This is a genomic window from Prevotella vespertina, assembly GCF_009728485.1.
Taxonomy (GTDB): Bacteria; Bacteroidota; Bacteroidia; order Bacteroidales; family Bacteroidaceae; genus Prevotella; species Prevotella vespertina.
This window is the reverse complement of sequence record NZ_VVIQ01000001.1, coordinates 162,279-176,033: the sequence shown is the minus strand read 5'-3', so window position 1 is coordinate 176,033 and position 13,755 is coordinate 162,279. Positions and strand designations below refer to the sequence as shown.

General features: G+C 43.5%; 11 protein-coding genes. 5 read left to right on the top strand and 6 right to left on the bottom strand.

The features are described 5' to 3' along the window. Nucleotides 1-142: 142 nt before the first annotated feature. The 3 genes from F0475_RS00630 (at nucleotide 143) to F0475_RS00620 (ending at nucleotide 6,919) form a co-directional block, all read left to right on the top strand. On the top strand, nucleotides 143-2,836 hold the full coding sequence (locus tag F0475_RS00630) for a 4-alpha-glucanotransferase (RefSeq protein WP_155714951.1): 2,694 nt from the start codon (nucleotides 143-145) through the stop codon (nucleotides 2,834-2,836). A gap of 96 nt (nucleotides 2,837-2,932) precedes the next feature. Then, the gene (gene pulA / locus F0475_RS00625) at nucleotides 2,933-4,846 is read left to right on the top strand and encodes a type I pullulanase (RefSeq protein WP_155714950.1); all 1,914 of its coding nucleotides are present in this window, start codon (nucleotides 2,933-2,935) and stop codon (nucleotides 4,844-4,846) included. A gap of 228 nt (nucleotides 4,847-5,074) precedes the next feature. Beyond that, entirely contained in the window at nucleotides 5,075-6,919 is a 1,845-nt protein-coding gene (locus tag F0475_RS00620; RefSeq protein ID WP_155715076.1) for a glycoside hydrolase family 13 protein, read from the top strand. A gap of 52 nt (nucleotides 6,920-6,971) precedes the next feature. On the opposite strand, the gene F0475_RS00615 is transcribed toward F0475_RS00620, so the two are convergent. The 6 genes from F0475_RS00615 to F0475_RS00590 all read right to left on the bottom strand — a co-directional run bounded on the left by F0475_RS00615 (nucleotide 6,972) and on the right by F0475_RS00590 (nucleotide 12,267). After that, nucleotides 6,972-7,487 carry a structural protein VP3 gene (locus F0475_RS00615; protein WP_155714949.1) on the bottom strand — a complete coding sequence of 172 codons (516 nt, stop codon included), beginning with the start codon at nucleotides 7,485-7,487 and terminating at the stop codon, nucleotides 6,972-6,974. A gap of 27 nt (nucleotides 7,488-7,514) precedes the next feature. Further along, nucleotides 7,515-7,916: a PIN domain-containing protein gene (locus F0475_RS00610; protein WP_155714948.1), complete on the bottom strand. Its 402-nt coding sequence runs from the start codon at nucleotides 7,914-7,916 to the stop codon at nucleotides 7,515-7,517. Beyond that, nucleotides 7,913-8,161, bottom strand: a complete 249-nt coding sequence (locus F0475_RS00605; protein ID WP_155714947.1) for a hypothetical protein — start codon at nucleotides 8,159-8,161, stop codon at nucleotides 7,913-7,915. Before F0475_RS00605 ends, F0475_RS00610 begins: the two co-directional genes overlap by 4 nt. A 414-nt stretch (nucleotides 8,162-8,575) precedes the next feature. After that, nucleotides 8,576-9,511, bottom strand: coding sequence for a redoxin domain-containing protein (locus F0475_RS00600; RefSeq protein WP_155714946.1), 936 nt, complete (start codon nucleotides 9,509-9,511; stop codon nucleotides 8,576-8,578). Between the two features lie 101 nt (nucleotides 9,512-9,612). Further along, a complete protein-coding gene (locus F0475_RS00595; RefSeq protein WP_155714945.1) occupies nucleotides 9,613-11,292 on the bottom strand; it encodes an ABC transporter ATP-binding protein in 1,680 nt (559 codons plus the stop codon). Nucleotides 11,293-11,376: 84 nt separating this feature from the next. Further along, complete coding sequence (locus tag F0475_RS00590; RefSeq protein ID WP_155714944.1) at nucleotides 11,377-12,267, bottom strand: NAD kinase; 891 nt, start codon at nucleotides 12,265-12,267, stop codon at nucleotides 11,377-11,379. A gap of 136 nt (nucleotides 12,268-12,403) precedes the next feature. Here F0475_RS00590 and F0475_RS00585 point away from each other — a divergent pair, with 136 nt between their 5' ends. Then, nucleotides 12,404-12,973: a DJ-1 family glyoxalase III gene (locus F0475_RS00585; protein WP_155714943.1), complete on the top strand. Its 570-nt coding sequence runs from the start codon at nucleotides 12,404-12,406 to the stop codon at nucleotides 12,971-12,973. A gap of 14 nt (nucleotides 12,974-12,987) precedes the next feature. Beyond that, the gene (locus F0475_RS00580) at nucleotides 12,988-13,656 is read left to right on the top strand and encodes a 2-C-methyl-D-erythritol 4-phosphate cytidylyltransferase (RefSeq protein WP_155714942.1); all 669 of its coding nucleotides are present in this window, start codon (nucleotides 12,988-12,990) and stop codon (nucleotides 13,654-13,656) included. Nucleotides 13,657-13,755 lie beyond the last annotated feature (99 nt).

Here is a 13,755-nt window from a genome sequence, read left to right as displayed (position 1 = left end):
TGAGAGACTAAGCAAGTGATAATCTATAAGTTAGGGTTGAAAGTGCAAACGATTACGCATAAATTGATATAAATCATGCAAAGAGCTATTGCTTATTCACATTATTATTATTAACTTTGACGAAAAATAACTACCCAACTCTATGAACATACAGTTTAACATAAACTATCAAACCTACTATGGTCAAGAACTTGTCTTGAGCATAATTACAGGGAGACACAACGGGGTGAATGAGACCTCACAGTACAGGATGCACACCTTAGATGGCTATCACTGGAGCGTAGAAGTACGTAAGGACGTGAAGCCAGGGACGCAGATTGATTACTTCTATAGTGTTCTTCGTGGCGATAACGAGGAGCGAAAGGAATGGAGCGTCATGTGTCATCGATTGAACTTCGATGCTGAACGCGGTTTAAACTATTGTGTTTACGACCACTGGAATGATATTCCTGAGGATTCATACCTATACTCTTCTGCTATTGCTGATTGTGTTGTCGGTAAGAAACAAGAGAAGGTTAAACTCAACAACTTCAACAAATCGGTTACACTCAAGGTGCGTGCGCCACAGTTAAGGGCTGAAGATCAACTCTATCTCATTGGTGCTGAACCAGCATTAGGCGCTTGGAACGAAAAGAAAGCACTGAAGATGACACAGCACAACATCAATGAGTGGATGGTAACTCTTGATGGTGCAAAGTTGGCAAGCAGCCGTTTAGAAGTGAAGTTCTTCATTAAGAACAAAGCAGATAACGATGCTATCGTATGGGAATACAGCGATAATCGTATCGTTGAATTGCCTGCAATGGATGAAGGTGACGTCATGGTCTATGAGTTGGATGAGGCTTTTTTCCCACTTCCAGCCGTTCGCATAGCCGGAACATTAGTCCCTGTCTTCTCTCTTCGTTCGGAGTCTAGCTTCGGAATAGGCGACTTTGGCGACCTAAAGAAGATGGTTGATTGGGTGAGTCTGACGCAACAACGTGCGCTACAGATTCTTCCAATCAACGATACAACCATCACTCACACCTGGACGGACTCCTATCCTTATAGCTGTATATCCATCTTTGCACTTCATCCGCAGTATGTTGACCTCAACGCCTTACCTGCTTTAAAGGATAAAGAGCAGCGTGATAAGTTTGAAGCCTTGCGTAAAGAACTTAACGCCTTACCGCAGATTGACTATGAAAGAGTCAATGATGCGAAGACAGAATATCTACGTTTACTATTCGAACAAGAGGGTCAAAAGGTGCTCACGAGTGATGCTTTTAAAGCCTTCTTCATCGATACAGAGAGCTGGTTAGTGCCGTATGCTCAATATTGCTACATGCGTGATAAGAATGGAACAGCTGACTTCTCACGTTGGTCCGACCATAACCAATGGGATGAAGCAGAGCGTAAACAGCTATCGTCACCAAAGGAGAAAGCATACAAGGAGGTCGCTTTCTTCTATTACGTGCAATATATCCTCAGCAGTCAACTAAAGGCTGTCCATGAGTATGCACAAGCGCATAAAGTGGTCCTGAAAGGCGATATTCCTATCGGAGTAAACCGTTATGGATGTGACGTGTGGACGCAACCTCGATACTTCAACCTTAATGGTCAGGCAGGCGCGCCACCTGATGATTTCTCTGTAAATGGGCAGAATTGGGGCTTTCCAACATACAACTGGGAGGAGATGATAAGCGATGGTTGCAAGTGGTGGATACGTCGCTTCCAGAACATGTCGAAGTATTTTGATGCCTACCGAATCGATCATGTCTTAGGCTTCTTCCGTATATGGGAGATTCCAATAAGTGCTGTTCATGGTCTGTTAGGACAGTTTGCTCCATCGCTAGGAATGAGTCGTGAGGAGATTGAGGGCTATGGTTTACACTGGCAAGAGGAGCTATTTACCGAGCCATTCATCACTGATTGGATATTAGATCGTGTATTCAGAGAGCATGCAGATGAGGTTCGTCAAAAGTATGTTGAGCATATTTGGGGTGACAGATACAAGATGCGTCCAGCCTTCGATACGCAACGTAAGGTGGAAAAGGCATTTGCTGGTAAGACCTCAGATACTGATGTTTGGATACGTGATGGGCTATATTCTCTGATTAGCGATGTGCTCTTTGTGCGTGATCATAAGGATTCTAACCGCTTTCATCCACGCATTAGTGTGCAGTTCGCATTCATCTATGAGAGCCTTTACGATAGTGATAAAGCAGTATTCAACAGGCTTTATAATGATTATTACTATCGTCGCAATAACCAGTTCTGGTATCAGGAAGCAATGAAGAAGTTGCCTAAGTTGGTGAATGCAACACGTATGTTGGTATGTGCCGAGGACTTAGGTATGGTGCCTGATTGCGTTGCCTGGGTAATGAACGAGCTTCGTATCCTTAGCTTGGAGATACAGAGTATGCCGAAAGACCCGCATGTTCGATTCGGACACTTGGGTCAGAACCCATACAGAAGTGTAAGTACTATCTCCACACATGACATGGCTACACTTCGACAATGGTGGGATGAAGACTGGGCAAGAGCGCAGGATTACTTCAATAGTATGCTTCATCGTGGTGGACCAGCACCTCACCCATTACCTGGATGGCTTGCTCGTGACATCGTTAGTCGCCATTTGACATCACCAAGTATGCTCTGCATCTTAGGCATTCAAGACTGGATGAGTATTGACGAAACGCTCCGATTGGCTGATCCTGACGCCGAACGCATTAACATCCCGGCTAATCCTAAGCACTACTGGCGCTATCGTATGCATGTAAGTATCGAAGAGTTAATGAAGAACAAGGACTTTAATGGACAAGTAATTGATTTGATTAACCAAGCTGGAAGATAATTCTATTAGGCGATTATGATGCTTTGACAAGTGTTTATAATCGCCTATTATCAATAAAACCATCTATAACTATTCATTAAGAAGACTAACGTAACAATGAAGATAAAGTATTATTTGGCTGCTTCTATCGCTACCTTTATGCTTTCACAAGGGGTTTCTGCACAAGAGAAATTCGATGAGGTGTCTTACACACCATCGGCTACAACCTTCCGTCTTAATGCACCATCAAAACCTGTACTAAGGCTATATGATGAGGGACTTGGTGGTAAGGCTTATAAGAAGTTGAAGCTCACACAGAGTGGTGATAATACATGGTCTGTGGTCGTGAAAGGCGACTTAAAAGGGAAATTCTATACTTTTGATATTGGTAAGGGAGAAACTCCTGGTGTCTTCGCAAAGGCTGTTGGCTGCAATGGTAGTCGTGGAGCTGTGGTGGACATGAGGGACACGAACCCTGTTGGATGGGACTCGGATAGACGCGTTCCGACGAAGAGTCCAGCCGACCTTATTATATATGAGCTACATCATCGGGACTTTTCTATAGATAAGTCATCTGGCTTTGTAAACAAAGGGAAGTACCTTGCTCTGACAGAGCAAAAGGCTATTGACTATCTAAAGAAGTTGGGTGTGAATGCTATTCACATTCTTCCTTCTTTCGACTTTGCCTCTATCGACGAGTCGAAACCAGATGTTCCTCAATACAACTGGGGCTATGATCCGTTGAATTATAACGTCCCCGAAGGGAGTTACTCATACGATGCCAGTCTGCCAACTCGTCGTATCATGGAGTTCAAACAGATGGTACAAGCATTGCACAAAGCTGGTATTAGGGTGATTCTTGACGTTGTTTATAATCACACTTACGACCTTGCTAACAGCAACTTCGAGCGTACCTTCCCTAAAGCCTACTATCGTTATAAGGCTGACGGAACGCCTTCTGATGGTTCAGGTTGTGGTAACGAGACGGCAAGTGAGAAGTCGCTTATGCACGAGTTTATGCTTGAGTCAATGAAATACTGGGTCAAAGAGTATCACATCGATGGCTTCCGTGTAGACCTCATGGGCGTTCATGACATTCAAACTATGAATGATATCCGTCGTGAACTCAATGCTATTGACCCCGAGATATTCGTTTATGGAGAGGGATGGAGCGCTGGAACTTGTGCTTATCCGCATGATAAGCTGGCGATGAAGGCTGCTATTCCACAAATGCCAGGCATTGCAGCGTTCTCTGATGACATCCGCGACGCTTTGCGCGGACCATTCTCTGATGATCACCAAGCTGGCTTCTTGGGTGGTGTGAAAGGTTTGGAGGAGAGCATAAAGGCTGGTATTGCAGGTATGATAGCCCACCCACAGGTTGATTACAACAAGGTGAACTATTCGAAGAAGCCATATGCAATAGAGCCAACACAGATGATCTCTTACGTAAGTTGCCATGATGACTTGTGCTTAGTAGACCGATTAAAGGCTTCAATACCCGAAGTGGTATATGATAAGGATGCGTTAATTAGATTGGACGAATTGGCTCAAACAGCTGTATTCACATCTCAAGGCGTACCTTTCATGCTGTCTGGTGAGGAGATGTTACGCGATAAGAAAGGTGTTCACAATTCGTTTAATTCACCTGATAGTATCAATCACTTGGATTGGAACAACCTAACTGCTTACCCGCAAGTGTTCCAATATTACAGTCGTCTCATCCGTCTTCGTAAGAACCACCCAGCCTTCCGTTTAGGCAATGCAGAGCTTGTCCGCAAGCATTTGGAGTTCCTTCCAGTACAGGACTGCTTGGTTGCTTTCCGTCTAAAAGACCATGCTGGTGGTGATAAGTGGAACAATATTTACGTCATACTCAATGCTAATTCAAATCTAAGAACCGTCAATATCCCTAAAGGGAACTACACGATTGTATGTGCAAATGGCGATATCAACGAAGCAGGATTGGGTCAGATGGAAGGCGGAGAGGTAATGGTTGATGCGCAATCGGCATTGATCTTACATGATTAAACACGTCTCCTTCCTTCCTTACAAGGGTAGGGTTGCTAGCAAGAAGAGGCTAGCAAGAAGAACCAGAAATATAACTTTTCAACAAGTCTCCCCATCCTTCCAATGGATTGGGGAGCTTTCCGAATAACAATGAACCTAAAACAAACAATCAACAAAGCAGCTCTTTGTTCCGCAAGAAGGCTATGGAGCAGCTTATTCTTATTATCTTTATTCATCGTTCCAACAGCTATGACTGCTCATAACAGTACATCCGTACCAAAAAGTCAATCGGTATCGAAAGTGGATATCACACGCATTGAACCAGAGAACTGGTTTGTTGGTATGAAAGATCCAACACTTCAGTTGATGGTTTATGGTAAGGATATCAAGTTCTCTGACGTATCAACTGATTATGAGAATGTGCGCATTGACTCACTTGTTAGGCTTGATTCGCCTAATTACTTACTGGTTTATCTCAATCTAAAAGACGCTAAACCGGGTGAGATGACGCTCTCATTTAAGGGCAAGGATGGTAAAGTTATCAAACGAAAGTACCAACTTTTGGCTCGTTCTATGGCTGGTGCTGACCACAAGGGATTCGATAACTCGGATGTTCTCTATATGCTCATGCCTGACAGATTCGCTAATGGTAACCCGAAGAATGACGTTGTTAAGGGTATGCAAGACCAACTATGCGACCGCAACGAACCGAGTCTTAGACATGGAGGAGACCTAGAAGGTATACGTCAGCATCTCGATTATTTCACTCGTTTAGGGGTAACAGCTCTATGGTTCACACCCGTTTTGGAGAACGATAGACCAGCCGATAACGGGAAGAATAGTACGTATCATGGCTATGCAACAACCGATTATTATAAGGTGGATCCACGCTTTGGTACAAACGATGAGTACAAGAAACTCATTGCTGAATGTCATCAGAAAGGACTGAAGGTAGTCATGGATATGATCTTTAACCATTGTGGTGACTATCACACATGGAACCGAGATATGCCCTCAAAGGACTGGTTTAATTATCCAAACTATGGTTTGCAAACAAGTTATAAACTAACTCCTGTGCTCGATCCATACGCCAGTAAGGTGGACATGAGGGAGACTGTTGATGGCTGGTTCGTCGCTTCCATGCCCGATCTGAACCAACGCAACCCTCACGTTATCAAGTATCTTATACAGAACTCAATGTGGTGGATAGAGACAGTGGGTATAGATGGAATACGCATGGACACCTATCCTTACGCTGATCGAAAGGCTATGGCAGAATGGATGAAGGCATTAGATGCGGAATACCCAAACTTCAATACCGTTGGAGAAACGTGGGTTACAGAACCTGCTTACACAGCTGCTTGGCAGAAGGACAGCAAGCTCTCTGATATTAACAGCTATCTGAAGACGGTGATGGACTTCTCTTTCTTTGATAAGCTAACGCTTGCGAAGAACGAAGAAACCGATGATTGGTGGAAGGGACTGAATCGTATTTACAACTCATTGTGCTATGATTACCTCTATACGAACCCATCTTCTGTGATGGCATTCATCGAGAATCACGATACAGACAGGTTCCTTGGCAATGGTAAGGACACAACGGCTCTGAAGCAGGCTTACGCTTTGTTGCTCACAATGAACCGTATTCCGCAACTTTACTATGGTACGGAAGTACTCATGAATGGTACGAAGGAGATAACAGATGGCAATGTCCGTAAGGACTTCCCAGGTGGTTTTCCTGGTGATAAAGTCGATAAGTTCACACGTGAAGGGCGCACAACTGCAGAGAACGCCATGTTCGATTGGACTTCAAGAATACTACATTGGCGACAAAACAATGAGGTGATTAGCAAGGGAAAACAAACCCAATTCATCCCTTGGCATGGTGTTTATGTACTCGCAAGACAGCTTGATGGCAAGACTGTTCTCACCATTCTCAATGGCAAGAAGGCTGATAATAAGGTGGAGGTAGCACGTTATGCAGAAGTGATTGGTCAACATACTACAGCCACAGACATCACAACTGGCAAGACAATCGACCTCACAAAGGACATCCCACTGGGGCATCGTCAGACGATGATACTCAGTTTCTAAGCCCATAAACAACAAACAGCGAGAAGGCTATCAAGCCCTTCTCGCTGTTTGTTTATTTATTTTCTTTGTTCGACTCGAACATTTGCAGACCTATTAACTGTACCAATTCTTTGAACTCGGGGGAGTATTTTACACCCGTCTTACCCCATTCGTACTCATGACGAATATTCTTTCCTGGATAATAGATAGTCACAAATAAGCTCCCTAGATCAGTACAAAAATCGTTATTCTTAACGGCTATCACATCCTTAGCAGAGCCTGTGACGTATATGTCATCCACGAGTTCTTTGACTCGAAAACTGCGCTCGTCACTAACCTGAACTATGTCTGTTGTGTCTTTCACCTTGCCTTCTACCGATACATTATGCTGTATATACTTACACGAACGACCCTGTTTATCTACTACCCAAGTAATGTATTTAGGATTTAAAACATAGCCTGGAAATGACTCAATAACGACAGAGTCATACGCTTCTGACGTATTCTTCGCCGTCAACACTCGGTTTCCTTTGGAACAGCTAATGCCTATCAAGGCGATTACAACACATAAATAAACGGGCTTCCTCATCTGTTTTATTCTATTAAATAACGGCAGTTACCTATCCACCCAATTAATAACTTCGAGGTTAGGAATATAGCGGAAATGCTTGATATTATCAGTTACTAAGGTCAAATTCCACGCTAACGCTGATGCAGCAATCAACAGATCAAAGTCTTCAATAGTAAATCCTTCCAATCGAAGAGAGTTCTTCGTCTGTGCAAAGATGTCTATTCCTACTTCAAAAGGAACCACATTTACCTTTTGAAGAAAGCTATCAATCAATTGAAGATTCTCCTTTGTTCGGTTGCTTTTATATGCACCATATTTCAACTCGGCAAGCGTTATCTCCGAGATAAAACATTTCTCGAACCCAACGTGATTAAGCCTATCTGCAATGTTCCACTTATTGCGGAACAAGAAAACACAGATATTCGTATCAAGCAGGAAACCATTCATAACTCTATCTCTCTATTCTTAGTTCTACTCGTCCGGATGTCCTTTATAATGCTTTCTGTAGTCCTATCATCACGCCAAAGACCAGCAAACTGGTCTGCCCAATGCTCATCCTTCGCCTTTACTTCCCTATGAAGTAACGAGTCACTTAACAAAGAGATCAGTTCCAACTTAACGTTATCACTTAGGTTTTTAAGGATATTCCAATACGGAATCCGCCCACTATTTAATGTGTAATTACCATCCATAACTATTCCTTTATATGCCTGTTGCAAAGATACACAATAATGTGTTTGCCTCCAAATAATCGTCTTTTAAGTTGCTATTAACCGATAGCTCTATCAGTGTTCATGACAATCTTTGAGGCACTTCATGCTCTCCAGGATTATTACAAGGCTTCTGTAATACTTCTCCAAGCCTTCTGTAATGGTATTACAAGCCCTTTGTAATATTTCTGTAAGACTTCAGGAAGATTCTCAAAAGGCTCTTTTAAAGACCAAGATTGTGGTTAAGAAGATACGAGATGAGCATTAGCAAGAATAGAAAATGATTTTTATTAATCCTTACTCTACGCCTTTTAACTGGTGAGATAAGGGCAAAAAAAGCCCCTCTCTGTAGGAGAGGGGGTGGGGGTGAGGCTTGTATCTTGAATTGAAAAGCCGTTAGGGTTGAAAGATGATAGGCACTGTTACGCGTGCTTGTATAGGGCGGTCGTTCTGCATAGCGGGCTTCCATCCCACCATGCGATTGGTTAATCGAACCGCTTGCTCCTTGTAGAACTCCACGCAATTAGCAAGTACTCGCTTCTGCTTAGCCGCATCCATCTTCATAAAATGCTTACTTGTGCCCTGCACATTCTTAACATCTACGACACGAGCACCCGTCACGGAACCATCCATTTCGACGTTAAATAAGACGGTCATTTCGGCATGTACCTTCGAGCGAATAGCCTGAATGCTGTGGTGCTGATTACGTGCAAAATAGTTGGCGATGGCTTCCTGCCCTCCTTCAAACGTCGGGAGAACATCCGCCTTACTAACTTTTGGTTGCAAGTCGATGGACTCTAACTTTGCTTTTAACTTGTTGATCTCTACCGTTCCCATAACTACTTTGCCGTTAGGGTCGATGAGGTACATTGAAGGAATCCAATCAATCTTATATAACTTGTCGATAAATGTATTCTTCCTAAACTTCTTCAGTTCGCTTACCTGCGTCCAATTCATCTGATAACGATTCCAGTATGTCTTTGCCCAAGCCTCTCGGTCGGTATCAAAAGAGATACTAACGAATTGCACACCATAGTCGCGGAACTGCTCATAAAGTGCTTTCATGGCTGGAATATCACGCCGACAATCGGGGCACCAACTCGCCCAGAAGTCTAAAACAACATAACTTCCTCGGTACTGGCTCAGCTTGATATCCCTACCATCATAGGTTCTCAAGGTAAACTCTGGGGCTTTCGTACCTGGCTTCAACATGTTAGTTGCATACTTTGCATCCAAGTCTATTGCAGCTTGAATGGTATCATTTGTTTGTGCGAGAGCAGCTGGAACTGCCATAAAGAACGCACATGCAGCTGTTAGGAAAATCTTTTTCATATCGTTACTTATCTACTTGCTGTTTTCTTACTTCACGTTATTTGTATTAGGTCTGTTGGTTATTTTGCAAATATACTATCTTATTTTCAATAACACAAGACCTATTGTATTTTTTCAATTGTCAGTGTTTGGTCGCAATACTCCACAACTGCTGGACGGTGCGTGATGAATATCACCGTCTTATCATGTGTAGAGAGTATGTTCTTGAGGAGCTTCTTTTCGGTCTCAGGGTCTAGTGCAGAAGTGGCCTCATCGAATATCATTATACTTCGATTACGTAGTAGGGAACGGGCAATGGCAATGCGTTGTGCCTGTCCTTCACTCAATCCGCCGCCTTGTTCGGAGCATGGAGTATCAAGTCCAAGAGGCAAGTGGAACACGAAATCAGCACAACTCTTGCATAACACTTCTTCCATCTCTTCTTGTGTAGCATCTACCTTTCCAAGTAGGAGGTTCTCACGTATTGTACCACTCAAGAGCGTGTTCCCCTGTGGTACATAGACGAAGTTTGTACGCATGAGAGGGGATAGTTCTCTACTTTCCTGCGCATTATAAATCTCGACCTTGCCCTTTGTTGGCTTCAATAATGCTAGTAACATCCTGATGAGAGTAGTCTTTCCTGCTCCTGTTTCACCTAATATGGCGGTACACGAACAAGGGTAGAAATCGAAGTTCAAGTCCCTTAGTATCTCTCGATCACCATCCTCGTAACGATAGTTAATACCCTTCAATCGGATGCCACAAGGCGATGATAACTCTATCGGGTCGCCCTGTTCTTCGAGTGGATTCTCCTCTAATTCCATCAGTCGTTCGGCTGCTGTAAAGACAGAGACAAAGGCTGGGACAAGCTTTGTTAGTTGTCGGGCAGGGCTTTGAATCTTATTCACTAACTGCAAGAAAGCCGTCATTCCGCCAAATGACAATGTATGAAGTGACATGCGAATGGCCGCCCATGTGAAGGCGACAAGATACCCAAATGCGAAGCCAAAGTTCAATACTAAGTTAGAGAAAACAGAGAACTTTGTCTTGCTAACAACCTTCTGTCGCAGTTCTTTCTGTGTACCTTCTAGCTTGCCAACTATCATCTCGTCGCTCTCAAGAGTCTTAATCAACATACGGTGTTGAATGGTCTCTTGGAGTACACTTTGTACCTTAGAATCAGAGTTACGAACCTCCCTTGTGAGGCGTCTCATTTGACGAACATAGACCTTACTAACCAATACAAACAATGGTATGATGACGACAATCAAGAGTGCAAGTCGCCAATCCATCGTCAAGAGATAACAGAAAGCTCCGAGGAACATAGCCAATGTTGAGATAGAACTAGGGATGGTTTCGGTGAGGAAAGTGACGACATTTGCAACGTCAAGTTCCAATCGGTTCAATACATCTCCGCTGTGGTAACGTTCCCGACCATGCCACTCTGAGCGCAAGATACGGTCTAGCATGTTCTGTTGCATCCTATTCTGCGCCTTTATTCCCAGCAAGTTTCGCACCCAGACAGAGGCGATACTCAATGCAAAGTCGCATAGAATCAAGCCTCCCATGATACTAACAGCGATGTAAATACTGCCTGGTTTAACATGAGAAGCAACGTCAATGGCATTTTGGACAGCCCATACAGTAGCCAAAGAAACGCCCACACTGAGTAGACCAATCAATGCATTGAGGATTGCTTGCTTATGGTTTCCGCGCCACGCAAGCCATAACCAATGAAATATCTCCTTAGTAGTATAGCGTGTGTTAGGTATCTGGAAGAGCCTTCTTATCTTATCAATCATTGTATAATCTTTCGTTAGCTGTGGTTTATGTCTCGGTCTTTATCAAACAAAGAGAGTTAGTGGTTAGGACATGATAACAATCCGTTAGAACTTACGAGTATCTGCTCCCCACATGAGTTTCTCGCGTAGTGTGGAGAAGAAATGCTGTTCCTTCCGCTTTACGATACGCACTTTATGAGAGGCTTTCCTTATCTTTAGCGTCACACCCTCACGTAGTTTCTCTGATCGTCCATCAACTGCTGCCAAGAAGTTGTGGCTTCGGCTCTCTACTTCTAGGGTTATCTCGGCCTTGTCACTGATAACGATTGGACGAATGTTGAGGCTATGAGGAGCAACAGGAGTCATGCTAAAGATGTCCGATTGAGGGACTATAATAGGTCCACCGACGGACAATGAGTAAGCTGTTGAGCCTGTTGGCGTACTGATAACGAGTCCATCTGCAAGATAAGTGGTGAGGTATTCACCATTAACAGTTGCCTTAATAGAAATCATCGCAGCGTTATCTCTTTTCAAGATCGCAATATCATTCAGTGCGTATGGGCATCCCTCCAATGGTTCGCCAAGTGCTTCTAATTGCATAACGGCACGTTCCTCTATCTCAACATCACCTGCAAAGACATTATCTAAGATAGATCTAGCCTCATCAGGAACCACACTTGCAAGGAATCCCAAGCGTCCCATGTTCACTCCAATGATAGGTGTTTGCTTCGGACCAACCTTACTTGCCGCCTTTAAGAACGTCCCATCGCCCCCGAGAGAGATAACGTAATCGACATCAAAGTTTACTCCCTCAAACACACCAGCTATCTTTAAATCCTCCTGAAGTTTATTCTCTAAAGCATGAAAGAAGCCTTGCTCTAAGTAAATATCAGCCTCGTGTTGAGCCAAATAACCCAACAGTTCTTTTATCCGAATAGACTCTAAAGCTTTAGAAGCACTACCAAAAATGGCGAAACTCAGTTTCTTCTCAGTCATAAAAACATACCTTTTAAATATCTTTTAGCCTTGCAAACGGTACTAAACGACGAATAATTAGTATATTTGCAAGTACTTTACTTCTGCAAAAGTAAGGTTTTTAATTGGATTTGTAGACTTAAATACGAAATAAATTATGGCTAAAGTGTATGAGTTTCTGGCTAATGGTTTCGAAGAGGTAGAGGCATTAGCACCCGTAGATATCCTACGTCGAGGTGGCGTGGAGGTTAAGACTGTGAGCATAACAGGCTCCCCGCTCGTTGAATCATCGCATGGGGTGATGGTGAAAGCCGACTTACAAATAGAAGACCTAGGTGTTATTGATGATGCAGATATGCTCTTGATACCTGGTGGAATGCCTGGTGCACAGAACTTGAAGGACGATGTTCGTGTTGGAAAAGCACTGCTTCATCAGGTGGAGAGTGGTAAACGTGTGGGCGCAATCTGTGCTGGACCGATGGTTCTCGGTGCTTTGGGAATCCTCAAGGGCAAGCGTGCTACATGCTATCCAGGCTTTGAGAAGTTTCTTACTGGTGCAGAATACACCAAGGAATTATGCACTATTGATGGCAATGTGACAACAGGTAAAGGTCCTGCTGCAGCCTTCGTTTATGGTTTCAAGCTATTAGAACAACTCGTATCAGTAGAGAAAGCGAACGAAATCAGGGAAGGTATGTTGATCAACGAACTCATTGCTCTGCATTAAAACATCGTCAGAAGATGATAAGATACGCTATTATCGTTGCAGGAGGAAAGGGTTTGCGAATGGGAACAGAGGTGCCTAAGCAATTCCTTCCCATCGCTGGTAAGCCTGTTCTGATGCACACCATTAGTAGGTTTCACGCCTATGATGAGCACTTAAAAGTCATCCTTGTCCTTCCAAAAGAGCAACAGGAGTATTGGAATCAGCTCTGTGAAGAATATCATTTCACCGAAGATTACCAGCTTGCAGATGGTGGCGCTAGTCGCTTCCAGTCGTGCCGTAATGGCTTGTCAATGATACCTAATGATACAGAAGGGCTCGTTGGAATTCATGATGGTGTGCGTCCATTCGTTTCAAACGAGGCTATCTCACGTTGTTATGACGCTGCAGAGAAAGAGAAGGCAGTGATTCCTGTATTGCCCGTGACAGACACCTTGCGCTTTGTGGGCGATTCCGATAAGGGGAGGAATGTGTTGCGAAGTGATTACAGAGTGGTTCAGACGCCACAAGTGTTTGATATCCAACTCCTCAAAAAAGCATATAACCAACCCGAGAGTACCAGCTTTACTGATGATGCTAGCGTTGTTGAAAGCATTGGACAGGCTGTCACTATGGTGGAAGGGAATCGTGAGAATATAAAAATCACTACCCCCTTCGATCTGAAAGTAGCGGAGATTTTGGTGTAAAAAGGCTCTTCCGATAATTCAAAATTCATAATTCATAATTCAAAATTATGATTACTTCGAGTTGACGAGTGGGCAGGTTGACAAGTAAACGAGTTGTTT